This window comes from Rhodopseudomonas julia, assembly GCF_030813515.1.
Lineage (GTDB): Bacteria > Pseudomonadota > Alphaproteobacteria > Rhizobiales > Afifellaceae > Afifella > Afifella julia.
The window spans coordinates 592999-614390 of the sequence record NZ_JAUSUK010000002.1 but is presented as its reverse complement, the minus strand read 5'-3'; the positions used below and the strand labels follow the sequence as shown (position 1 = coordinate 614390).

Annotated in this window: 23 protein-coding genes; 9 read left to right on the top strand and 14 right to left on the bottom strand. The window is 63.9% G+C overall.

Translation table 11 applies throughout. From position 1 onward, the window contains the following. Positions 1 to 1485 (top strand): methyl-accepting chemotaxis protein, encoded by a 1485-nt coding sequence (locus tag J2R99_RS12070; protein WP_307154717.1) that lies wholly within the window; start codon positions 1 to 3, stop codon positions 1483 to 1485. An 87-nt stretch (positions 1486 to 1572) separates the two neighbouring features. Here J2R99_RS12070 and J2R99_RS12065 read toward each other — a convergent pair whose 3' ends face one another. Together J2R99_RS12065 and J2R99_RS12060 are read right to left on the bottom strand one after the other, a co-directional pair. Then, on the bottom strand, positions 1573 to 2019 hold the full coding sequence (locus J2R99_RS12065; RefSeq protein ID WP_307154716.1) for a hypothetical protein: 447 nt from the start codon (positions 2017 to 2019) through the stop codon (positions 1573 to 1575). Beyond that, positions 2016 to 2492, bottom strand: a complete 477-nt coding sequence (locus tag J2R99_RS12060; RefSeq protein WP_307154715.1) for a MarR family winged helix-turn-helix transcriptional regulator — start codon at positions 2490 to 2492, stop codon at positions 2016 to 2018. Before J2R99_RS12060 ends, J2R99_RS12065 begins: the two co-directional genes overlap by 4 nt. A gap of 126 nt (positions 2493 to 2618) precedes the next feature. Between J2R99_RS12060 and J2R99_RS12055 the strand changes: the two genes are divergently transcribed. The 5 genes from J2R99_RS12055 (at position 2619) to J2R99_RS12035 (ending at position 7176) form a co-directional block, all read left to right on the top strand. Then, positions 2619 to 3038, top strand: a complete 420-nt coding sequence (locus J2R99_RS12055; protein WP_370872357.1) for an organic hydroperoxide resistance protein — start codon at positions 2619 to 2621, stop codon at positions 3036 to 3038. Between the two features lie 29 nt (positions 3039 to 3067). Then, complete coding sequence (locus tag J2R99_RS12050) at positions 3068 to 3526, top strand: MarR family winged helix-turn-helix transcriptional regulator (protein WP_307155696.1); 459 nt, start codon at positions 3068 to 3070, stop codon at positions 3524 to 3526. A gap of 147 nt (positions 3527 to 3673) precedes the next feature. Next, positions 3674 to 4120: a MarR family winged helix-turn-helix transcriptional regulator gene (locus J2R99_RS12045; protein ID WP_307154714.1), complete on the top strand. Its 447-nt coding sequence runs from the start codon at positions 3674 to 3676 to the stop codon at positions 4118 to 4120. Positions 4121 to 4420: 300 nt separating this feature from the next. Beyond that, complete coding sequence (locus tag J2R99_RS12040) at positions 4421 to 6010, top strand: MFS transporter (RefSeq protein ID WP_307155695.1); 1590 nt, start codon at positions 4421 to 4423, stop codon at positions 6008 to 6010. Positions 6011 to 6015: 5 nt separating this feature from the next. Then, positions 6016 to 7176 (top strand): HlyD family secretion protein, encoded by a 1161-nt coding sequence (locus J2R99_RS12035; RefSeq protein WP_307154713.1) that lies wholly within the window; start codon positions 6016 to 6018, stop codon positions 7174 to 7176. 177 nt (positions 7177 to 7353) lie between these two features. Here J2R99_RS12035 and J2R99_RS12030 read toward each other — a convergent pair whose 3' ends face one another. The 6 genes from J2R99_RS12030 to J2R99_RS12005 form a co-directional block, all read right to left on the bottom strand. Next, positions 7354 to 8421 carry a sulfate/molybdate ABC transporter ATP-binding protein gene (locus tag J2R99_RS12030; protein ID WP_307154712.1) on the bottom strand — a complete coding sequence of 356 codons (1068 nt, stop codon included), beginning with the start codon at positions 8419 to 8421 and terminating at the stop codon, positions 7354 to 7356. A 7-nt stretch (positions 8422 to 8428) separates the two neighbouring features. Next, positions 8429 to 9322 carry a sulfate ABC transporter permease subunit CysW gene (gene cysW, locus J2R99_RS12025; protein ID WP_307154711.1) on the bottom strand — a complete coding sequence of 298 codons (894 nt, stop codon included), beginning with the start codon at positions 9320 to 9322 and terminating at the stop codon, positions 8429 to 8431. Continuing rightward, the gene (gene cysT / locus J2R99_RS12020) at positions 9312 to 10160 is read right to left on the bottom strand and encodes a sulfate ABC transporter permease subunit CysT (RefSeq protein WP_307154710.1); all 849 of its coding nucleotides are present in this window, start codon (positions 10158 to 10160) and stop codon (positions 9312 to 9314) included. The genes cysW and cysT overlap by 11 nt, the downstream gene beginning before the upstream one ends. Positions 10161 to 10173: 13 nt before the next feature. Continuing rightward, positions 10174 to 11190 (bottom strand): sulfate ABC transporter substrate-binding protein, encoded by a 1017-nt coding sequence (locus J2R99_RS12015; RefSeq protein ID WP_307154709.1) that lies wholly within the window; start codon positions 11188 to 11190, stop codon positions 10174 to 10176. A 105-nt stretch (positions 11191 to 11295) separates the two neighbouring features. After that, positions 11296 to 11751 carry an RrF2 family transcriptional regulator gene (locus tag J2R99_RS12010; protein WP_307154708.1) on the bottom strand — a complete coding sequence of 152 codons (456 nt, stop codon included), beginning with the start codon at positions 11749 to 11751 and terminating at the stop codon, positions 11296 to 11298. A 100-nt stretch (positions 11752 to 11851) separates the two neighbouring features. Further along, positions 11852 to 12760 carry a LysR family transcriptional regulator gene (locus tag J2R99_RS12005; protein WP_307155694.1) on the bottom strand — a complete coding sequence of 303 codons (909 nt, stop codon included), beginning with the start codon at positions 12758 to 12760 and terminating at the stop codon, positions 11852 to 11854. A gap of 91 nt (positions 12761 to 12851) precedes the next feature. Between J2R99_RS12005 and J2R99_RS12000 the strand changes: the two genes are divergently transcribed. Then, positions 12852 to 13274 (top strand): CidA/LrgA family protein, encoded by a 423-nt coding sequence (locus tag J2R99_RS12000; RefSeq protein ID WP_307154707.1) that lies wholly within the window; start codon positions 12852 to 12854, stop codon positions 13272 to 13274. Further along, the gene (locus J2R99_RS11995) at positions 13258 to 13965 is read left to right on the top strand and encodes an LrgB family protein (protein WP_307154706.1); all 708 of its coding nucleotides are present in this window, start codon (positions 13258 to 13260) and stop codon (positions 13963 to 13965) included. Before J2R99_RS12000 ends, J2R99_RS11995 begins: the two co-directional genes overlap by 17 nt. Before the next feature lie 22 nt (positions 13966 to 13987). Here the strand turns inward: J2R99_RS11995 and J2R99_RS11990 are convergent, their stop codons facing one another. The 4 genes from J2R99_RS11990 to J2R99_RS11975 form a co-directional block, all read right to left on the bottom strand. Then, positions 13988 to 15451, bottom strand: coding sequence for a UdgX family uracil-DNA binding protein (locus tag J2R99_RS11990; RefSeq protein ID WP_307154705.1), 1464 nt, complete (start codon positions 15449 to 15451; stop codon positions 13988 to 13990). Further along, positions 15451 to 16662, bottom strand: a complete 1212-nt coding sequence (locus J2R99_RS11985; RefSeq protein ID WP_307154704.1) for a putative DNA modification/repair radical SAM protein — start codon at positions 16660 to 16662, stop codon at positions 15451 to 15453. The genes J2R99_RS11990 and J2R99_RS11985 overlap by 1 nt, the downstream gene beginning before the upstream one ends. Positions 16663 to 16773: 111 nt before the next feature. Beyond that, entirely contained in the window at positions 16774 to 17346 is a 573-nt protein-coding gene (locus J2R99_RS11980; RefSeq protein ID WP_307154703.1) for an HD domain-containing protein, read from the bottom strand. Between the two features lie 4 nt (positions 17347 to 17350). Beyond that, complete coding sequence (locus J2R99_RS11975; RefSeq protein ID WP_307154702.1) at positions 17351 to 17908, bottom strand: flavin reductase family protein; 558 nt, start codon at positions 17906 to 17908, stop codon at positions 17351 to 17353. Positions 17909 to 18042: 134 nt separating this feature from the next. Here J2R99_RS11975 and curA point away from each other — a divergent pair, with 134 nt between their 5' ends. After that, complete coding sequence (gene curA / locus J2R99_RS11970) at positions 18043 to 19056, top strand: NADPH-dependent curcumin/dihydrocurcumin reductase (protein WP_307154701.1); 1014 nt, start codon at positions 18043 to 18045, stop codon at positions 19054 to 19056. 98 nt (positions 19057 to 19154) lie between these two features. Here curA and J2R99_RS11965 read toward each other — a convergent pair whose 3' ends face one another. Beyond that, the gene (locus J2R99_RS11965) at positions 19155 to 20444 is read right to left on the bottom strand and encodes a D-tagatose-bisphosphate aldolase, class II, non-catalytic subunit (RefSeq protein WP_307154700.1); all 1290 of its coding nucleotides are present in this window, start codon (positions 20442 to 20444) and stop codon (positions 19155 to 19157) included. Then, positions 20441 to 21391 carry a tagatose kinase gene (locus J2R99_RS11960; protein ID WP_307154699.1) on the bottom strand — a complete coding sequence of 317 codons (951 nt, stop codon included), beginning with the start codon at positions 21389 to 21391 and terminating at the stop codon, positions 20441 to 20443. Before J2R99_RS11960 ends, J2R99_RS11965 begins: the two co-directional genes overlap by 4 nt. Between the last annotated feature and the right edge of the window lies 1 nt (position 21392).

Sequence of the window (21392 nt, the reverse complement as noted above, 5' to 3'; positions counted from 1 at the left end):
ATGGCTTTCCTTCGCAATATGAACGCTCTGAGCGACCAACTTGCCTCCCTCAATCGCTCGCAGGCGATCATCGAATTCGAGCTCGATGGCACGATCATCACGGCCAACGAGAACTTCCTGAAGACGATGGGCTATACGCTCGAGGAGATTAGAGGCCGCAAGCACGCAATCTTCGTCGACGAGAAAGACCGCGACAGCAAAGCCTATCGGGAATTCTGGGAGCGTCTGCGGGGCGGAGAATACTTCTCCGCCGAGTTCAAGCGCAAAGCCAAGAACGGCAATGACGTTTGGATCCAGGCCTCCTACAACCCGATCATGGGGCGCGACGGCAAGCCTTATCGTGTGATGAAGCTCGCCAGCGACATCACGCAATCGAAGCTCAAAAGCTTCGACCATGAAGGCCAGCTTGCCGCCATCCACAAATCCCAGGCGATCATCGAGTTCGAGACCGACGGAACGGTCATCACCGCCAACCAGAACTTTCTCAAAGCTCTGGGCTACGAGCTCTCCGAGATTGTGGGCAAACATCACAAGATTTTCATGGAGGCGTCCGAAGTCGCCTCTCCCAGCTATCAGGCGTTCTGGGAAGCGCTGCGCCGCGGCGAATTCCAGGCCGGCGAGTTCAAGCGCATCGGCAAGGGCGGCAAGGAAGTCTGGATCCAGGCCTCCTACAATCCGATTTTCGACAGCGAGTGCCGCGTCATTAAAGTGGTGAAATTCGCCACCGACCGCACGGCGCAGGTCAAAGATCGTCTCCGCCGGGCCAAGGCGCAGGAGGTCATCGACATCGACCTCGGCGAAATCCTGCAGGCCGTCGAACACACCAATCGTCAGGCATCGACCGCGGCGTCCGCCTCGGAGGAGACCTCGACGACCGTGCAGGCCGTGGCCTCCGGCGCCGAAGAGATGGCCGCCTCGGTCGCGGAAATCAGCCGCCGCGTCACCGACGCGCTCGCCATTTCGATCGAAGCGGTCAAACAGGCGGACGAGACCAACCGGATCGTCTCCGGCCTTGCCACCTCCGCGCAGAAGATCGACCACATCGTCGACCTCATCAACAATATCGCCGGCCAGACGAATCTTCTCGCCCTCAACGCCACGATCGAAGCGGCGCGTGCCGGGGAAGCCGGCAAGGGCTTTGCCGTTGTGGCCGCCGAGGTGAAGGATCTCGCCGGTCAAACGGCCAAGGCCACAGGCGAGATCAGCACGCAGATCAGCGAAGTGCAGGGATCGACCTCGAGCGCCGTCAGCGCCATCGAAGCGATCTCCCAGATCATCAATCAGGTGAAGGAGATCTCGTCCGGCATCTCGGCCGCCGTCGAGCAGCAGGCGTCCGTCACGCGCGAAATCTCCTCCAACATGCACACCGCAGCTCAGGGCGTCTCGGAAATCACGCAGTCGATGTCTCAGATCGCCTCGAGCGCCGCGCAGATCGACCAGGCCACACGCCAGGTCAAGGAAGTGTCGCAGTCGATCGCGGCCTGACCGCCACAAGCTGAACAAGATCTGGAAGCCGCCTCGACAGGGAGGCGGCTTTCGCGTTTTCGACGGCGAGGACCGGCATAAATCGTCTCATGCCGGGCGCGGCAGGCGTTCGCGCGCAACAAGAAGACCATCGCGAAGGCTGAGCCCGATCAAAACGAGGTTGAGGCCGCCCGCAAGAAGCTCGATCCCCTGGACGGCGATGAACGAGCCGGAAAACTCGCCGGCCGCCGCCTTTGCCTGCAGAAAGAACGCGCACGGCACGAGCACGAAAAGCCCGTTTGCGGCGATCACCGGCATGCGCCGGCGTTTGGCCGCGATCCTTGGATGGCGCGACCTTGCTCCGAGCCGGAAACCCGACATACCGACCGCGGCCATCGCCGGGATCAGCGCAAGCATGCCCCAAAGGATGGCCGTCTTGACCGCGAGGACCGCGGCCTCGCTGCCGAAGAGCTCGGCGATGACGGTCGACGTCCAGAACGTCAGAATGATGAGAAAGGCGGTCCCTCCCGCCGCCGGGTGCAGTTTGCGGATCATCTTTCACCTCCAGAAAGCGGCCCCTCTTCCAGCCGGGTCCTGAGCTGCGCCAGAAGTTCTGTCAGCCGCGCCAGTTCGCCGGGGGCGAGAACGGCGGCGAGATCGTCGGCATGCGGCAGCCAGCGCGCAGTCGCCTCCTCGAACAGCGCCTCCCCCTTCTCGGTCAGCCGCACGAGCCTCGCCCGCTTGTGATGCGGGTTGTCGGTAAGCTCGAAGATGCCGGCCGCGACGAGTTCGTCGACGATGCGCTGCACAGATTGGCGCGCGAGTCCCATATTCCGGGCGAGCTGCGCCACGGAAAAACCACCCCTCCCCTGCGCCACCGATCCCATCACCTGCCAGCGGGCACTCGTCAGGCCGAGAGGCCGGACGAGTGCGTCGCCTGACGCGATGAGCGCACCGTTGAGCCGGAAGACTTCCAGCACCAGGGCGTTGAGCGGATGTTCGAAGGGGTAAGGCGTTTTTTCTATCATGACAGCATACATACATTATAGCAGCATACTGTCAATTGTCTTTTTCCTTTTGATCGTCGCCGCTTGTTTCTCGGGATCAATCGCCTATTTACATCGTACACGATTTAATATCACACGAGGATTCCCATGAAAGTCCTGTACGAAACCGAAGCCCGTGCCGTTGGCGGCCGCCAGGGCCACGCCGAGACGCCGGACCACCTCCTCAGCGTCGATCTCGCAACGCCGAAAGAGATGGGCGGCCAGGGCGGCGCCACCAATCCGGAACAACTCTTTGCCGCCGGCTATGCCGCCTGCTTCGAAAGCGCCATGCGCTTCCTCGCCGGCAAACAGAAGCTTCCCTTGAAAGGCGCATCGGTCACCGTCAAAGTGCGCCTGGGATCGGTTTCCGAGACCGCCTTTGGGCTCGATGTCGATCTCGTGGCCGAGACGAACGGCCTCGACCGGAAAGCGGCCGAGGATCTCGTCGCACTCGCCCATGAGGGATGCCCGTATTCGCGAGCCATCAAAGGCAATGTGGACGTAGCGATCACCGTCGAGGCGAAGTGAGCGACACGCACGACACGTCTGAGAACGATTTGTCGCCCGACGCGCTTCGGGCGACGACCCTCGACGCGCAGATATGCTTTGCGCTGTATTCGGCGTCGAGCCGGATGACGAAGCTCTACCGGCCGCTTCTGGAGCCTCTCGGCCTCACCTACCCGCAATATATCGCCATGCTCGCTCTGTGGGAAAAGGCGCCCCGCTCCGTGGGCGCTCTCAAGGAGGCGCTCGGCCTCGACTTCGGCACCCTGAGCCCTCTTCTGAAGCGGCTGGAAGCGCAGGGTCTCGTCGACCGCCGCCGCGATCCGGAAGACGAACGCCGTGTCATCGTCGACCTCACCGAGGCCGGGCGCGCCCTGCGTATGCCGGCTTCGAAAGTGCCCGAAGAAATCATCTGCCGCGTCGGCCTGCCGCGCGAAACCATGGTGTCGCTTCGCACCGCTCTGAAACAGCTGAACGCGGCGCTTGACGAGAACGACGCTCCGAAAGCCTAATCGGGCTACCCCCCCGCGAGCCGCGACGCGCCCCCAATCGCGCAACCCTGACTGCTTCATTCAGCATAACGACTCTCGGACAAGGCGCCTTGTCGTCGCATCGATAACGCCTTACATAGCAAACACACAATTAGCTTGCTATGTATTATGCCACCTTCCCAAAACGCCCCCGCGCATGACGCCTTCATCGAAGCTGTGACCAACGTCACGCGCAAGCTGCGCACCCGCTTCGACGCCATGGCCAAGAGCCGTGGCCTCACCTTTTCCCGCGCCCGGCTTTTCGTGCTCCTCGCCCGTCATGAAGGCGCGAGCCAGGCGGAGCTTGCCGAGCTTCTTGAAGTCGAACAACCGAGCATGGTCCGCCTGGTCGATGGTCTGGAAAAATGCGGCCTCATCGAACGACAGGCGGCAGAAGAGGACCGTCGTTCCAAGCACATCTATCTGACCGACGCCGGTCGCGAAAAAGCCGGTGAAATCCTTCCCTTCGCGCGCGAATTGAAAGCCACGGTCCTGGAAGGCATCGACGCCGAAGAGCTGCGGCAGGCGACGCTCACGCTGCAAAAAGTCGCCGCCAATATCGCGGCGCAGTCGTGAGCTCCCATGCCTGAAAGACGCATGAGCGACCAGGGCTCGGACCCCCTCGTAAGAGGCGCGGCCCACACGCCGGCACCGCGGGCGGAGAAGCTCGACCGCCGGCCGCCCCTGGGCAAAAGGGCAGTGGCCGACGGAACACCCAGCGAGCCGCAGGTCGCGCATTCTGAGACACCGTCAACGAAAGCACGGCAAACCGCCGCGCCCGACAAAACCGAGACCGCTGACGCGTCAGCCCCCGACGACCGCACGGCCGCGCCGCCCCCACCGGCCGAGCCTGAGCGGCCACCCGTCATTCAGCCCATGCCCTATGTGCCGAAGCATCCGGCACGGGCGGCCGCCTATATCGCGACCTCCGCTCTTCTTGGCATCACCCAGGGCCTCGGCACGCAAATGGTCGGGGCCAATCTTTTCCAGATCCAGGGCTCGATCGGCGCCACGCAGTCGGAGACGATGTGGCTGATGGCCGCCTATATGGCGCCTTACGCCTCCCTCTCCCTCGCGCTCGTGAAGCTGCGCCGCCAGTTCGGCCTGCGACGGTTCGCCGAGCTTTCCATCCTCGTCTTCGTCGTCGTGGCGCTTCTCAATTCCTTTGCCCGCGACCTTCAGAGCGCCGTCATTCTCCGCTTCATCGCCGGCATCTCCGCCGCACCCCTCTCTGCCTTGAGCTTCCTCTACATGATGGAGGTGCTGCCGCGCGAAAAGAAGCTGACGATCGGCGTCTCCTTCGCGATGACCAACCTCACTCTGGCGATGCCGATCGCCCGGCTGATTTCGCCGACGCTCTTCGGCATCGATCAGTGGCACGGTCTCACAACCTTCGAACTCGGCCTGTCGATGATCTGCTTTTGCGGCGTCTACATGCTGCCGCTCACCTCACCGCCCCAGGCGAAGGTCGTCGATCCTCTCGATTTCATCAGCTATCCCCTGATCGCCGTGGGCTTCGGCTGTATGGCCGTCTTCCTGACGCTTGGGCGCGTCTATTGGTGGTTCGAGCGCGACTGGCTCGGCTGGCTCCTGGTCATCTCGCTCGCCTCGCTCACGCTGGCGACCGTCATCGAGCTCAACCGCAAATATCCTCTCGTCGATATCCGCTGGATCTGCAGCCCGCCGATCCTGCATTTCGCCGGCGCACTGATCATTTTCCGCACCGTGCTCGCGGAACAATCGGCTGGCATTCGCGGCCTCTTCAGCCAGCTCGACATCACCAACGATCAGGCGATGCCGCTTTATTGGGTGGTTTTCGCCTGCATGGTGGCCGGCGGCTGGCTCTCGGCCATGTTCCTGAAACCGGGGCGTGAGCCGGCCATTCATGCCGTTGCGCTTACCGCGCTGTGTGTGGGCGCCTATCTCGACGGCCAATCGAGCAATCTCACCCGGCCCGCACAATTGATGGTGAGCCAGGGGCTCGTCGCCTTCGGTGGCGCTCTCTTCCTGCCCGCGGCGATGGCCCGCGGCATCGTCGCCGCGTTCACGAAGGGTCCGAACTATATCTTGAGCTTCGTCGTCGTCTTCCTGTCGACGCAGAGCCTCGGAAGCCTCTTCGGATCGGCCCTCTTCGGGACCTTTGTTCAGATCCGGGAGAAATTTCACTCCGAAGCGCTGATCGAAGGACTGAGATCGACCGATCCGATCGTTGCGGAACGCATCGCACAGCTATCCAGAAGCTATGCCGGAATCCTCGGCGATCAGACGCTTCTCCACGCGGAAGGTGCAACCCTCCTCGCCAAAGCGACATCCCGAGAGGCCTACATCCTCGCCTACAACGATGCCTTCTTGGCCGTCTCCGCGCTCGCCGCAACGGCTCTTCTGGCACTCACGATCCATGTCGCCGTGGCCTGGCTGATGAAACAGCGGCAGCCCGCTTTGGCCCTCCAACCCCAGTCTTCGTAATCCCGATGTTCAATTTCCTGCGTTCATTCTCGACAATCCTCGCCGTCACGATCGGCCTCCTCGGCATCTGCGTCGTGCTCTACGCCTGGCGTCTTCCCCCCTTCACCAGCGTCGTGGAGGTGACCGAGAACGCCTATGTGCGCGGGCCGGTGACCATCATCGCACCGCAAGTGGCGGGTTATGTGAGCAAGGTTCCGGTACAGGATTTCGAGACCGTCGAAAAAGGCGATGTCCTCGTTCAGCTCGACGATCGCATCTACCGGCAGAAGCTCGAACAGGCGCGCGCGGAACTCGATGCCCAAAAGGCCGCGCTCGCCAATTCCGAGCAGAGCCGCCGTTCGGCGGAAGCAAAGCTCCGCTCCACCCAGGCGCAGCTCGCCGGCAAGAAAGCCGCTCTCGATCAGGCGGAGGCGGATTGGCAGCGGGTCGGGCCCCTGGTCGAGCGCGGCGTCGTCAACAAGGCGACCGGCGATCAAACCCGCTCGACACGCGATCAGGCGCAGGCCGCCTACGATGAAGCCACGGCGGAGATCGAAGTGGCGAGACAGGAGCTGCAATCGACCATCGTCAATCGCGCGTCTCTGAAGGCGGCCGTCGAGGGTGCGGAAGCCGCCGTGCACCTTGCCGAGATCGACCTCGACAACACCCACATCACTGCCCCGGCAAGCGGGCGTCTCGGCCAGGTCGGCACGCGCATCGGCCAATATGTCTCCGCCGGCACGCAACTCGTGGCGCTCGTGCCGGAGAACATCTGGGTCGTGGCGAATTTCAAGGAGACCCAGGTGGCCAAGATGCGCATCGGCCAGCCGGTCACCTTCACCGTGGACGCGCTCGAAGGAGCAAGCCTTGCAGGCCATATCGAGCGCTTTTCGCCAGCGACGGGGTCTGAATTCAGCGTCATCAAATCCGACAACGCCTCCGGTAACTTCACCAAGGTGGCGCAGCGTCTGCCCGTACGCATCGCCATCGATCCGGGGCAGCCTTTGTCTGAACGCCTTGCGCCCGGGATGTCGGTGGTGGCGACGGTCGATACCGCGGCCAAGAGCGATCCCGAGATCGCCGATGACGGAGATCGATCAATGTCCGGGGAAGCTCCAGGCCAAAAGCCCGTCAGGCTCGGCCGCACGGAACCCCGAGCGGCAGGAGCGCGCCTGGAAACCAATTGAGTTCGGCACGCCGAAGGCCAGCCGCGGCCATCGGCGCGCCCGGTCTCGACCTGGAGCGGACCTCCCTTCGCGTCGAGGCCTGGATCGGCCGGCTCTCAAAGGGCCGGCCGATCTCATTTGTAGGTCGGTGCACTTCGCGCATGAGCCGATTGCGTCGGCAAAAGGCAACGACGCGCGTCACGCCGCTTGCCGCCTGGGCGTCTCGCCTTCCCCGTAAAGCCGGAATTCACGCGGGCGAAACACCACCTCGCGTCCCAGCTCCAGAATGCTGCCGGCGTCCGCCAGCGCGGGCACGTCGATCTCGACGGGGTGGCCCTCACCGACCGCAATCTCGAGCCGCCTGCGGTCGGTCAGGCGTCGGCTTCCCGTCACCACGCCCGCAATGCCGCGCTCGCCCGGCCGGAGCACATCCACATGGCCCGGACGGAAGAAGAGCCGCGCCGCGCCAGCCCCCGCGCCGGCAAGTCCGCTCGGGCGACCCGCAACGAGGATGGCACCGCCCGACAACATCACCGGGAGGTTCGAGGATTCGCCGATGAAGCCGTGCACGAAAGGCGAGGCCGGAGCATCGTAGATTTCATCGGCCGTACCGACCTGCTCGACATGGCCGGCATTCATCACCACGACCCGGTCGGCAAGTTCAAGCGCCTCTTCCTGATCATGGGTGACGAAGACCGTCGTATGGCGGGTCCGATCGTGGAGATCGCGCAGCCAGCGCCGCAGCTCCTTGCGCACCTTGGCGTCGAGCGCGCCGAAAGGCTCGTCGAGCAGCAGAACCGCCGGCTCGATCGCGAGCGCACGGGCAAGCGCCACTCTCTGCCGCTGCCCGCCGGACAGCTGCATCGGAAAGCGCTTTTCGAGCCCTGAAAGCTGCACGAGATCGAGAAGCTCCAGAGCGCGGCGACGGATTTCCGTCCGGCCGGGCCGGCTTCCACGCGGGCGCACCCGCAGGCCGAAGCCGACATTGTCGGCGACATTCATCTGTTTGAAGAGCGCGTAATGCTGAAAAACGAAGCCGACATTGCGCTCCTGCACGCTCTTGGCCGAGGCATCCTCGTCGCCGAAGAGAATGCGGCCGCGATCGAGAAATTCGAGCCCGGCGATGAGGCGCAGAAGCGTCGTCTTGCCGGAACCCGAAGGTCCGAGCAGCGCGATGAGCTCGCCCGACCGGATGGCGAGCGAAATGTCGTGCACCGCCGGATAATCGTCGAAAGCCTTGGAGATGTTTTGAAGAACGATATCCATCTGGGCCTCAATGCGCGCGTTCGGCGGCGATCGCACCGGCGAAACGCCATTCCAGGAAGGTCTTCAGGGCAAGGGTGAAAAGCGCCAGGAGAGCGAGCAGCGAGGCGACCGCGAAAGCCGCCGCGAAACTGTACTCGTTGTAGAGAATCTCCACATGCAGCGGCATCGTATTGGTGAGGCCGCGGATATGGCCGGAAACGACGGACACAGCCCCGAATTCCCCCATGGCGCGGGCGTTGCAGAGGAGAACGCCGTAGAGAAGCGCCCATTTCACGTTCGGCAGAGTGACGAGCAGAAAGGTCGTGAAGCCCGAAGCTCCGAGCGAGAGCGCGGCCTCTTCGTCGCCGCTCCCCTGCTCCTGCATGAGCGGGATGAGCTCGCGCGCCACGAAGGGAAAGGTGACGAAGACCGTCGCCAGAACGATACCGGGCACCGCGAAAATGATCTCCACACCATGGGCGTCGAGCCACGGACCAAGATAGCCCTGCGCACCGAAAAGCAGCACGTAGACGAGGCCGGAGATCACGGGTGAGACGGAAAACGGCAGGTCGATCAGCGTCACGAGCAGGCTTTTGCCTTTGAACTCGAATTTGGCGACGGCCCAGGCGGCTGCGACCCCGAAGACCATATTGGCGGGCACCGCGATCGCCGCCACCAGCAGCGTCAGCCGGATGGCAGCGAGCGCATCCGGTTCGACGATCGCCGCAAGATAGGTGGAGATGCCCCCGCGCAGCGCTTCCACGAAGACGGCGACAAGCGGCATCACGAGAAAGAAGCCGAGAAAGGCGAAGACGAGGCCGACCAGCGCCGCGCGCACGGCGGGCGCCTCCGTCGTCGCCGAGCGGCCCGCTCGCACCGGCTTCGGGGTCTGCAACGCCCCGCGCGAGACTTCAGCTGCCATAGCCGAACCTCCTGCGGCTCCACGCCTGCAGCAGATTGATGAGGAAGAGCATGACAAAGGCGATCGCGAGCATCACCGCAGCGACTGCCGTCGCCCCGGCATAATCGAACTCCTCCAGCCGGATGACGATGAGAAGCGGCGCGATCTCCGACACATAAGGAATGTTGCCGGCGATGAAGATGACGGAGCCGTATTCGCCGACAGCCCGGGCGAGTGCCAGGGCGAACCCCGTCAGAAGCGCCGGCACCAGGGCCGGCACCATGACCTTGAAGATCGTCTGCCACCGCGTGGCCCCGAGCGTCGCTGCAGCCTCTTCGAGCTCGCGGTCGATTTCTCCGAGCACGGGTTCAACGGTGCGCACGACGAAAGGCAGGCTGACGAAGGTGAGCGCGACGACGATACCGGCCGGCGCATAGGCGATCTTCAATCCGAACGGCTCGAGAAACTGCCCCACCCAGCCATTGGGCGCATAAAGCGAGGTGAGCGCGATGCCCGCCACCGCCGTCGGCAAAGCGAAGGGCAGATCGATGACGGCATCCAAAAACCGCCGTCCGAAAAAGCGGTAACGCACGAGAACCCAGGCGATGAGAGCCCCGAAAACGGCGTTGATGGAGGCTGCGACGAGCGCCGCTCCGAAACTCAACCGCAAGGCGGCAAGCGTGCGTGGATCGGTGGCGAGACGCCAGAATTCGGCCGCGCCGAGACCCGCGCTCTTGATGACGAGAGCCGCAAGTGGCACCAGGACGACGAGCCCCAGATAGGCGATCGTGAAGCCGAGTGAGAGGCCGAAACCCGGCAGAACGCTTCGCTTCCGCCAGGTTCGAGCGCGCCCGCGCATTTCTCCGCCGTCCCTATCGCGCAGGCTGATAGATCTGGTCGAAAACGCCGCCATTGCCAAAGTGCATCGGCTGAGCCTTCTCCCATCCGCCGAAGAGCGGATCGTCGATGGTGACGAGTTTGAGATCGGGAAACCGCGCCATGTCCGAACCATCGGCGAAGGCCGGCTCCGCCGGGCGATAGAAATTCTTCGCCACCAATCGCTGCCCTTCCGGCGAATAGAGATAGGCAAGATAGGCTTCGGCCGCCTGGCGCGTTCCGGCCTTGTCGACATTGCCGTCGACAAGGGCGACGGGGGGCTCCGCCTTGATGGAAATCGACGGCGCCACGATCTCGAACTTGTCTGGACCGAGCTCCTTGAGTGCCAGAAAAGCCTCGTTTTCCCAGGTGATCAGGACGTCGCCGATGCCCCGCTGCACGAAGGTGGTGGTGGCGCCGCGCGCGCCCGTGTCGAGCACCGGCACATGCCGAAAAAGCTCGCTCATGAAGCCACGCGTCGCCTCCTCGTCACCATGAAAGGCTTCGTTGGCATAGGCCCAGGCCGCGAGATAGCTCCAGCGCGCGCCGCCCGAGGTCTTCGGATTGGGCGTGATGACGTCGACGCCCTCCTTCACCAAATCGGGCCAGTCGCGGATCTCCTTCGGATTGCCCTTGCGGACGAGGAAAACGATGGTCGAGGTGTAGGGCGCGCTGTGATTGGGCAGCCGGCCGCGCCAGTTCGTCGGGATCTTTCCGGTCGCCTTGGCGATCGCATCGATATCGGCTTCGAGCGCCAGCGTCACGACATCGGCTTTCAGCCCGTCGATCACCGCCCGTGCCTGCTTGCCGGAGCCGCCATGCGACATTCGCACCGAGACGGTTTCGCCGGTTTCGGCTTTGAAATGCGCGGCGAAGGCGGCGTTGAACGCCTCGTAGAGCTCGCGCGTCGGATCATAGGAAACGTTGAGAAGCGTGGTGTCGGCGAAGGCCGGTGCCGCCATCGCCCAGACAGCGGCAAGGCCCGCCGCAAGAGATCGTCGCATCGTTTGCATACCAACCTCCATCACCTACCGTTTCGGTAGAGATTAATAGCCTACCAATTTGGTAGGCTATGTCAACGGAGGCGGAATGCCCGCGACACGGAGGCGGCAGAAGGCTCAGGAAGCGCCGATCGAGAGCCCGGCAATCCGATCCACGCTATCGGGATCGGCGATCGCATCGGCGAGCGTGGTCTGGTCGAGAACGGCGCGCGCGGAATTGGCGACATGGGCGAAAACCCGGCGCACACGGCATGCGCCTTCGTCTTTGCAATCGGCACAACGGCGATAGGCCACCCGGCTGAGGCATGGAAGCGGCGCGATCGGACCGTCGAAAAGCCGCAGAACATGGCCAAAGGTGATCGTATCCGCCGGCCTCAGCAGGAAATAGCCGCCATTGACCCCGCGCCGGCTCTGGATCAGTCCGTCGCGCTTCAATTCCATCAGGATCTGTTCCAGGAACTTGCGCGGGATACGCTCCCCCTTGGCAAGCTCGCCCGCGGAAATGGAATCGCTCTCCATTTCTGCGAGCGCAAGCAGCGCCCGCAGGGCGTATTTGGCCTTCTGGGAAATCATCCGCGCGGGCACCTCTGGGCTGGGCTATTTCCTATTAATTGGATAGTATATTGAAGCCGTTGCGGCAAGCTTGCGGGGGACATCGGCACGATCGTTCCAGTCAGCTCTGCGGCGGCTCGGCGCGCCCCTCATCGGGGTGCATTTCCTCGACGAGGGCAAGCCAGGCCCGGGCCGCATGGGACAGATAGGCGCCGCGCCGCCAGATCATGGCGATATGCCAGGCAGTCCCCGGCTCGTCGAGAAGCACCGAGGCAGCATGGCCCGCCTCCGAGCGTGGTGCAATGATCTGCGGCAGGAAGGCGATGCCGAGGCCCGCCGCCGCAAGGCCGACGATGAACTCGATCTGGCTGCTGCGTGCGGCGACCGCGGGCGAAAACCCATGTCGGCGGCAGGCGTCCCCGATGATCCGGTTCAAGCCGAAACCGGCCTCGAAAAGGATGAACGGCTCCTCGCGCACATCCTCGATCTTTATCGTCTGGCGCCCGGCAAGCGCATGGGCTCGCGGCATGACCGCCATCAGCGGCTCGCGCCGCACGCCCTGCCATTCAAAATCCTCCCCGAAAGGAAGAAGCGAGGCGGCCATTTCGATTTCGCCCGTCCGCAGCATCTCCTCCAGCCGGTCGCTGCCATGCTCGACGAGGCGCACATCGATGCCCGGAAAGCGCTGGCGATAGATCGCGAACAGGGGCGCAAACAACGCGCTGCTCGCCACCGGCGGCAGGCCGAGAGACAAAGACCCCTGCTTCAGGCCGCGGATCTCGTCGAGCTCGCGCGCGAGATCTTCGCGCTCTGCCAGAAGCTTCACGGCTCTTCGATAGACCACCTCGCCCGGCGCGGTCAGGTGGCTGCGATGGCCGATGCGATCGAGAAGCGGCAGGCCGATCTCGTCTTCGAGCTGCCGCACGGCCTTTGAGATCGTCGATTGCGTGGCGAAAAGCGCCTTCGCGGCGGGCGTGAAACCGCCTTGACGGACCACCTCGACAAAGGCCCGCAGATTGCGAAATTCCATGACATTCCGATATGGAATGAAGTCCATTCAGTCAATTCATTTTGTCGATCGATCAGGTGCAACTATATGCCGCTCCTTCCAGGAGAGATCGATGACCCCCCGCAGCCTCGCGCTTCGCTTCCGCCGCAGCCTTCACAACAGCCGTCTTGCACAGATCGCGGCGATCTTCGTGTTTTGGGGGATCGGTGAGACGATCGTGCGCCTTGCGGGGCTTCCCGTGCCCGGCGGCATCGTCGGCATGGCGCTCGTCCTCGCGCTTTTGATCTCCGGCCGTCTCAGCCTTTTCAGCATGCGCCGCGGCGCCCAGTGGTTTCTGGCGGAGATGATCCTGTTCTTCGTGCCGGCCGTCCTCGCCGTCGTCGATCACCGCGAATTCGTCGGCTTGCTCGGCCTCAAGATCCTCTTCGTCATCCTGGCGGGAACAGCCTCCGTCATGGCGGTCACGGCGCTGACGGCGGACCTCTATTATCGCCGCCGCCTGGCCGCGGAGGACCGCAATGCTCTCTTCGAGTGAAATCCTGCTCCACGGCCTCTTCTGGTCGGCTCTGACGATCGGCACCTATTTTCTGGCAAAGCGCATCTATCTGCGCTGGCGGCAGCCTTTTTTGATGCCGCTCGCGATCACCCCGGCGCTTCTCATCCTGATCGTCGTCACCGCCGACGAGACCTACCGCGATTATATCCGCTCCACCGGCTGGCTCGTCAGCCTGCTCGGCCCGGCCATGGTCGCCTTCGCCGTGCCGATCTACGAGCAGCGCGCCCTGATCGCGCGCCACTGGCCGGTCCTCGTCGTCGGCATGCTGGCGGGCACCGCCACGGCCATTCTCTCCGGCTGGACCTTTGCAAGCCTCGTCGGTCTCGACGACGCCCTGCGCCTCAGCCTTCTGCCACGCTCCGTTTCCACGCCCTTTGCCATGGTCGTCTCCTCCGACATCGGCGGCGCCCCCGATCTGACCGCCGTCTTCGTCGTCCTGACCGGTGTCTTCGGCGCCATCCTCGGCGAATTGATGCTGACGATCCTGCCGGTCAAATCGGCGCTCGCCCGCGGCGCCCTTTTCGGCGTCGCAGCCCATGCGAGCGGCACCGCCAAGGCCCACGAGATCGGCCACGAAGAAGGCTCCGTCGCCGGCCTCGTCATGGTGCTCGTCGGCCTTTTGAACGTCCTCGTCGCACCGCTGATCGCCCACGGTCTCCCCTATCTCTGAGCCGCCGCCTCAACCCGTTTCCTCAGGCCGCCTCCCGTCTCTTCCCCGCAATCACACGCACCTGCCGAAGGTCGTCGACGAAGGCACGGTAGGCACTCGCCTTGGCCTCCGCATCCGGCAACCGCAGGAGATAGGCCGGGTGCACTGTGAGAAAGCCGGCAAACGGTGGAAACTCCTGCCGGCCCCGCGTCTTCGTCACCGAAACCTGTCGGCCTGAAAGCGCCAACGCCGCCGTTCCGCCGAGCGCCACGACGAGGCGCGGTGACAGAAATTCGAGCTCCGCCATCAGCCACCAGCGGTAATGCTTCACCTCCGACACACTTGGCTTTTGGTGGATGCGGCGCTTGCCGCGCATCTCGAATTTGAAGTGCTTCACGGCATTGGTGAGATAAACCGAGCCGCGCTCGATCCCAGCCTCCGCCAGCGCCCGGTCGAGAAGCTGGCCGGCCGGTCCGACGAAGGGCCGGCCCTCGCGGTCCTCCTGATCGCCCGGCTGCTCGCCGACGAAGACGATGTCGGCATTTAGAGGGCCCTCGCCGAGCACCGCGCGTGTCGCCCCCGACACCAGCGGCTCCGAGGCGGCAATCAATGCGTTGAGGTCTTGCAGGCTCTTCGGACGATCCTCACGCATTTTCTGGAGCGCCTTCTCCGGCGCGCGCTTGGGCGACGCGGCTGCCTCGCGCGCGATCATCTCGCGCACCCGCGCCGGCGCGGAGCTGACGAGTTCCGGGATCGCCGCCACCTCCGGCATGTCGGCCCAGTAGCGCCGCGGCATATGCTGCGCCATCAATTTGGGATTGGCCCGCGCCGGATTGAACGTGGCCGCATAATAGGTCCGCCACCCCTCTTCGAAACCGTCGCCGGCAGCGGCCGGGTCGCGGCGCGCCGGCGGCCCTTCGACAAGCTCTTTGCCGTCCCAATGCAGCGAGCCATCGGGCGTCAGGATCGACCAGGCCATATTGGCGAAGCGCTCGGTGAAGAAGGGCGCAGCTGCAACCAAGGTGAAATGCCCCGGCTCGAAATAGGCGACGAAGCGTTCCTTGTCCTCGATGCCAGAGCCTTCAGTCTCACTCTCCGTCACGCCCCCCTTCGTCACCACACGGCGAAAGCGTAGAAAACCATGCATATGATGGATGTCGCGCCGCACCTCCTGCTGCATGCGCGCAAGACGGCAGACGAGCGGATCGCTCGCCACCTCGAGAAGCGCTCGCTCGCCGTGCAGAACTCTCCAGACGAGCCGATAGAGAAGCCCATAGCGTTCGTGGTCGCGGTGGCAGACGACATCGGCGATGAGCCGCGTCACCACACGCGGCAGGGCGACCGGCGGCGCCTCACCGACAAACGGCTCACCAAAGAGATCCTGCGCGCCCTCGGCCGCGAAGACGACATCGTCGGGCGCGACCCCGTCGCGTACGAGGGCGCGCAATGCCTTGCGGAAACCGTCGAGATCCGCCCCCGCCTTCATATCGATGCGGACGCGGGCCATCAGAACAGGCTCATTTGCTGGGCCGGCTCGGCGAGCCTTTGCCGCAGATCGAGCCGGTCGATGAGGGAGACGGGCCGGTGGTCCGGCGTGACGAGAAACGGCAGCGCCCGTTTCAGGCCCGCCGTCAGCCGCGCGAGATCTGGAAGTCGCAGCTTCTGGTGCCGGCGCGAGGTGAGAATGCGCTCCACGGCCCTCTGCCCGAGCCCCGGCACCCGCAAAAGCATCTCCCGCTCCGCGCAATTGACGTCGACGGGAAAGCGCTCGCGATGCTTCAGCGCCCAGGCAAGCTTCGGATCGACATCGAGCGCCAGCATGCCGTCCTCGCCGCTGTCGGCGACCTCGTCGGCCGAAAACCCGTAAAACCGCATCAGCCAGTCCGCCTGATAAAGCCGGTTTTCCCGGCGAAGCGGCGGCGCCTTCGCCGGCAGAAGGACGCTCGCCTCGGGGATCGGGCTGAAGGCGGAATAATAGACCCGCTTCAACGCGTAATCGCCGTAGAGCCTGGCGCTCGTGCGAATGATCGCAGCATCCTTCACATCGTCCGCCCCGACGATCACCTGCGTGCTCTGTCCGGCCGGAGAGAAACGCCGTCGCTCGTCGCGCGCCTCCAAGATGCGCTCATGCATCTGCCCCATGGCGTGAGTGATCGTCCGGTCGTTCTTTTCCGGCGCGAGCGTTTTCAGGCTCGCCCCGCTCGCAAGCTCCAGATTGATCGACAACCGGTCGGCGTACCGCCCCGCCTCTTCGATCAGCCACGGGCTCGCCTCGGGAATGGCCTTGAGATGGATATAGCCCTGAAATCCGTGAACGCGCCGGAGCGTCTTCGCCACCCGCATCATTTCTTCCATCGTCCGGTCGGGCGAGCGCGCAATGCCGGAGGATAAAAACAGGCCTTCGATATAGTTGCGTTTGTAGAATTCGAGCGTGAGCCGCACCACCTCCTCGACCGAAAAACGCGCCCGCGGCACGTTCGAGGAACGCCGGTTGATGCAATAGGCGCAGTCGAACAGGCAGTAATTCGTCAGAAGGATTTTCAGAAGCGAGACGCAGCGCCCGTCCGGCGTGAAGGCGTGGCAAATGCCGGACGGCGCCGTCGCGCCGAGCCCGTTCTTGCCAGCCTTGCGCTTCGGCGCGCCCGACGAGGCGCAGGACACGTCATATTTGGCCGCGTCCGCCAGAATGCCGAGCTTGGTTGCGAGCTTCTCATCCATGCCGGGATGATGCCATGTTCTTCTTTTGTTCGCAATACTGTTATGCGGCGAGAAACCAACGCCGTGTCTGAATCACGATCTCCGAAGCTCGGCCCATCGGCTTCAATCGATTCAGGAATTTTCGGCCCGCGCCTCCGTCTCCGCGTCCAGCACCGCGCGGATCTCTTGAAGCAAAGGATGAGCATCGGTGGCGCTGCGGCCATAAGCGAGATTGAATCGATAATCGAAGTCGGGTGGATTAAGCCCTTGATTGTGCTGCAGGATCGTCTCGAGCTTATCGAGCCCCTTGGCGAGCCGCGCCTCCGGCGTCGCCCCCGCCTCATACTCCTCCCAGAGATCGAGGATCGTCTGCCGCCGCGGCGGATCGAGCGGTGCGGTCAGTTCCATAAGATCGGCGCGCTCCTGCGCCGCCTTCTCCTCGCCCGGCATTTGCGCAACCGCCGGCACGTCGCCTGAGAGGGCTTCGGCGAGATCGTGCACGATGAGGATCTTGAGGAGATGGCCGAAGTCGATTTCGCCGAGATCTTTCTCGAAGACGATCGCCATCAGGGCGAGCCGCCAGGTGTGCGCGGCGGTGCTCTCCGGCCGCCCCTCCGCCGTAAAGCCTGAGCGGAACGTGTCCTTGAGCCGCTCCGCCGCGCGCAGAAAATCGAGCGCGCAGGAAAGGTCCGCCTGCCTCATCATCCCCTCACAGCATGCCCGGACGGAAGAGCGCGCTCTTGTCGATGATTTCGCCGGAGACCATGAAGATGCCGCCGCCCTTGTAATGCAGCGTCTCGGGATGTTCCGGCTCCGGCGCCACATGCGCCTTCACCACCTCGAAGACGAAGAAATTGTAGCGCCCGACGAGCGCATCCTCGAACAGCCGGCATTCGAAATTGGCGTGGCATTCGCCGATCATCGGCGCGCCCACCATCTCGGCAGCCTCGGCCGTCAGACCGAACTCCTCGAACTTGTCGATCCGCTCTCCGGAGGTGTTGCCGATCTTGACGACGGTATCGGTGAGCGCCGTCGTCGGCAGATTGATGACGCATTCGCCGCTCGCACGGATGAGCTCGAAGGAATGGTTGCCGGCGGAGATCATGCAGCCGACGAGAGAGGGCGAAAATTCCATGATCGTGTGCCAGCCCATCGTCATGATGTCGTGCGCGCCCCGATGGGCGGACGAGACGAGCACGACGGGCCCGGGCTCCAGATAGCGCCGCACATCCGACACGTCGAAATCGATTTTCTTCACCGCCGTCATCCTCTGCCTCCCCGAAATGGCATGGCTCCATCCCGCCACCGAATGCCGTCTGAGACCCGCTCAGGCCTCGCCAAGGCACACCTGCGGCATAGATGCAGCAACACATCCAATCACATCTCAATCAGGTTCATTCCATGACAGAAAGCACGCAGATCCTCCTCGCGTCACGCCCCGAGGGCCGGCCGACGCCAGAGAATTTCCGCACGGAGACCGCGCCCGTGCCGGCGCCGAAGGAGGGCGAAGTCCTCCTCAAGATCCGTTACCTCTCGCTCGATCCCTATATGCGCGGGCGGATGAGCGCGGCGAAATCCTACGCCGCCCCGGTCGAGGTCGGCGCCGTGATGGAAGGTGGGACTGTGGCGGAGGTCGTGGAAAGCCTCGACCCTAACTTTGCCTCCGGCGATATGGTCCTCTCCTATTCCGGCTGGCAGACGCATGCGGTCGCAAAGGCCGCTCATCTGCGCAAACTCGATCCCGAAAAAGTGCCCGTCACGACCGCCGTCGGCGTCCTCGGCATGCCGGGCTTCACCGCCTATGCAGGGCTTCTGACGCTCGGAAAGCCGAAAGAAGGCGAAACGGTCGTCGTCGCCGCGGCGACCGGACCTGTCGGCTCCGCCGTCGGCCAGATCGCCAAGATCAAGGGCGCGCGCGCCGTCGGCATCGCCGGCGGACCGGAAAAATGCCGGGCGCTCACGGAAGACTTCGGCTTCGACGCGGCAATCGACCATCGCTCCGAAAGCTTCGCGGAGGATCTGAAGGCCGCTTGCCCGGACGGCATCGACGTCTATTTCGAAAATGTCGGCGGCCCCGTCTTCGAGGCCGTGCGCCCGCTCCTCAACTTTTATGCGCGCGTGCCCGTCTGCGGCCTCGTCTCGCAATACAACGCCACCGGCCCGTTCGAGGGCCCGGACAAGCTGCCGGGCTTGATGCGCGATATCCTGACGAAGAGCCTCACCATCCGCGGCTTCATCCAGACGGAATTCAAGGATCAGATGCCGGACTTCGTCAAGGAGATGGGCAGCTGGGTCGCGGACGGACGCATCCGCTACAAGGAAGATATCGTCGAGGGTCTGGACAGGGCGCCGGACGCCTTCATCGGCCTTCTGGAAGGCAAGAATTTTGGCAAGCTGATCGTCAAAGTCGCCTGAGCCGACGAACACACGCCATTACGAAAAAAGCCCCCGCCGCGGCGGGGGCTTAATCATCACGGAAAGACGCTGCGGCTCAGACCGCAACGCCTGAACAATCACACCGCGGGTGTGCGCGCCGCCGCGGCATAGGTGGACACGACGCGGTCGATATTGGCGAGGATCAGGGACTCGGGCGTCGCCGCAAGCCGTCCGTCCGCCACCGCCGGGTAGAGCGCGCCGAGATACTGACTGATGAGCGGCAGCGGCAATTGCCGGCCCTTGAGACGCGTCAGAAGCGTCGTCACCGCGGCAACGGCCTTCGGCTGCGGCCAGTAATAGCGGATGCGGTCGGAATAGCTGAAATGCCGGTTGATGCGCTTCTCCGCGTCGCTGCCGTGGTAATATTTCGCCCATTCGCGCGGATCGCCGACGAGCACCTCTTCCATCGCGTGCTTCAGCGTCTCTTCAGGCGAAAGCCCGTCGAGCTCGACCGCAATCTGATCGAGCCCGTAAAGCGCCTCGCGATAGGCGAAGGTGAGCGCCGGCCCGACCTTCAGGATCGGAAAGCCATCGTCGACCAGGCCCGCCAGAAGCTCCACCGGCTGATAATCGGTCGAATGCGCCTCGAAGACGAATTGCGGCATCTTCGACAGGACCGCACTCAACGAGGCCGCCTTCGCCCGGTCGTAGAAGACGATGTTCTCGTTGCCGTATTCGACGCCCGGCTGCACGACGACGCCGATCGCGCGTGCAAAGGCATCCTCAAGTCCACGCGCAGCAAAAGCCGCACGATGCACCTCGACGGTTGCAAGCGCCGCCTCAGGATCGGTGACGGCAAGCTCCTCGATCTCTTCCATCGCCCCGCCCGGGATCGGCACTTCCGTGCCGATGACATAGACGGGAAGGTCGAAGCCAGATTCCTTCGCCGCAGCCTCCGAAACGGCGGCAAGCCGCGCCGCCCTCTCCGCCGTCACCTCATCAGCGAGCGCCACGCTCTCCCCGGCGCAGCCCATCGAGGTGTCGAGATGGATCTTGGTGAAACCGGCCTTCACGAAGGCGTCCACCATCGCCTCGGCCTTGCCCATCGCCTCTTCGGCCGGAAGGCTCTTCCACGGATTGGGACCGAGATGATCGCCGCCCAGGATCAGCCGGCTCGTGTCGAAGCCGACCTTTGCGGCGATCTCTTCGACGAAGCGGCGGAAATCAGCCGGCGTCATGCCGGTATAGCCGCCCTCGTGATTGACCTGGTTGCAGGTCGCCTCGATCAGAACCGGTCCGTCGCTCGTGAGGCCATGGCGAAGCGTCGCCTCGATGACCATCGGATGCGCCGAACAGATGGAGGAAATGCCGACATTCTCATGTGCCTGATGCCGCCTTGGCAGGCTCGCCAGATAGGCCGTGCTCATGCCCGTTCGCCTTTGTGTCTTGCGATGAAGTCTTCAAGCTCGGCGCCTGTCGACGTGCCGGACATCGGCCCTTTGACGCCGACGGCGCGCGCCCCGCTCGCATTCGCCATCAACAGCGCGTCTCCGGACGAGACGCCGCGCAGCCAGAAGGTCACGAAGGTGGCGCCGAAACTGTCGCCGGCCCCGGTCGGATCGATCTCCTCGACGGAAAACGCCGGCACGCGCGTCTCGCCGGAGGCGTCGAAATAGCTCGCTCCCTCGGCGCCGCGCTTGATGACGACGGCCTTGGTGCCGCGCGTCAGGATTTCGGCGATCGCCGCTTCCTCCTCCTTCGCCTCGGTAAAGAGGAAGAGCTCGTCGCCGCTCGGCAGAAAAATGTCGGCATTCTCGAAGATATGGACGAGCGCCTCCCGCATACCCGGAAAATCCAGCATCTCCTTGCGGATATTGGGATCGAAGGAGACGCTGCCGCCTTTCGCCTTCACCCGCTCGACCGCAGTGCGGATGAGGGAAATGATCTTGTCGGAAAAGAGCGAGGACCCCATCACATGCAGATGGTCCGCCTCGCCCAGCATCTTTTCGACGCCCTGATCGAGGCTCACCTGCCCGCAGGCCGATTGCCGGATATTGAAGATGAAATTGCGGTTGCCGTCCTCGCGGTAGCGCACGAAGGCGGAGCCGGTGACGGCATCGGGGATGACGGCGATGGCGGAGACATCGACCCCGTCAGCCTTCAGTCGCTCCAGATTGACGGCGCCGAAATCGTCTGGCCCGACGGCACTGATGATGCCGCAAGGCTGGCCGAGCTTCGCCACCTGATCGATGAAGATGGCGGGCGCGCCAGAGGGGAACGGGCCGACGAGCGTGATCGGCTCCAGAAAGCCGTTGCCGCGCTCCTCGGCCATGATCTCGACGAGCACCTCGCCGATGGTGACGATCTTCTTCATG

Excerpts from the sequence above, each read along its gene's own strand:
- J2R99_RS12070 (WP_307154717.1), top strand. The coding sequence starts at position 1 with ATGGCTTTCCTTCGCAATATGAACGCTCTGAGCGACCAACTTGCCTCC.
- J2R99_RS12065 (WP_307154716.1), bottom strand. The coding sequence starts at position 2,019 with ATGATCCGCAAACTGCACCCGGCGGCGGGAGGGACCGCCTTTCTCATC.
- J2R99_RS12060 (WP_307154715.1), bottom strand. The coding sequence starts at position 2,492 with ATGATAGAAAAAACGCCTTACCCCTTCGAACATCCGCTCAACGCCCTG.
- J2R99_RS12055 (WP_370872357.1), top strand. The coding sequence starts at position 2,619 with ATGAAAGTCCTGTACGAAACCGAAGCCCGTGCCGTTGGCGGCCGCCAG.
- J2R99_RS12045 (WP_307154714.1), top strand. The coding sequence starts at position 3,674 with ATGCCACCTTCCCAAAACGCCCCCGCGCATGACGCCTTCATCGAAGCT.
- J2R99_RS12040 (WP_307155695.1), top strand. The coding sequence starts at position 4,421 with ATGCCCTATGTGCCGAAGCATCCGGCACGGGCGGCCGCCTATATCGCG.
- J2R99_RS12035 (WP_307154713.1), top strand. The coding sequence starts at position 6,016 with ATGTTCAATTTCCTGCGTTCATTCTCGACAATCCTCGCCGTCACGATC.
- J2R99_RS12030 (WP_307154712.1), bottom strand. The coding sequence starts at position 8,421 with ATGGATATCGTTCTTCAAAACATCTCCAAGGCTTTCGACGATTATCCG.
- cysW (WP_307154711.1), bottom strand. The coding sequence starts at position 9,322 with ATGGCAGCTGAAGTCTCGCGCGGGGCGTTGCAGACCCCGAAGCCGGTG.
- cysT (WP_307154710.1), bottom strand. The coding sequence starts at position 10,160 with ATGCGCGGGCGCGCTCGAACCTGGCGGAAGCGAAGCGTTCTGCCGGGT.
- J2R99_RS12015 (WP_307154709.1), bottom strand. The coding sequence starts at position 11,190 with ATGCAAACGATGCGACGATCTCTTGCGGCGGGCCTTGCCGCTGTCTGG.
- J2R99_RS12010 (WP_307154708.1), bottom strand. The coding sequence starts at position 11,751 with ATGATTTCCCAGAAGGCCAAATACGCCCTGCGGGCGCTGCTTGCGCTC.
- J2R99_RS12005 (WP_307155694.1), bottom strand. The coding sequence starts at position 12,760 with ATGGAATTTCGCAATCTGCGGGCCTTTGTCGAGGTGGTCCGTCAAGGC.
- J2R99_RS12000 (WP_307154707.1), top strand. The coding sequence starts at position 12,852 with ATGACCCCCCGCAGCCTCGCGCTTCGCTTCCGCCGCAGCCTTCACAAC.
- J2R99_RS11995 (WP_307154706.1), top strand. The coding sequence starts at position 13,258 with ATGCTCTCTTCGAGTGAAATCCTGCTCCACGGCCTCTTCTGGTCGGCT.
- J2R99_RS11990 (WP_307154705.1), bottom strand. The coding sequence starts at position 15,451 with ATGGCCCGCGTCCGCATCGATATGAAGGCGGGGGCGGATCTCGACGGT.
- J2R99_RS11985 (WP_307154704.1), bottom strand. The coding sequence starts at position 16,662 with ATGGATGAGAAGCTCGCAACCAAGCTCGGCATTCTGGCGGACGCGGCC.
- J2R99_RS11980 (WP_307154703.1), bottom strand. The coding sequence starts at position 17,346 with ATGATGAGGCAGGCGGACCTTTCCTGCGCGCTCGATTTTCTGCGCGCG.
- J2R99_RS11975 (WP_307154702.1), bottom strand. The coding sequence starts at position 17,908 with ATGACGGCGGTGAAGAAAATCGATTTCGACGTGTCGGATGTGCGGCGC.
- curA (WP_307154701.1), top strand. The coding sequence starts at position 18,043 with ATGACAGAAAGCACGCAGATCCTCCTCGCGTCACGCCCCGAGGGCCGG.
- J2R99_RS11965 (WP_307154700.1), bottom strand. The coding sequence starts at position 20,444 with ATGAGCACGGCCTATCTGGCGAGCCTGCCAAGGCGGCATCAGGCACAT.
- J2R99_RS11960 (WP_307154699.1), bottom strand. The coding sequence starts at position 21,391 with ATGAAGAAGATCGTCACCATCGGCGAGGTGCTCGTCGAGATCATGGCC.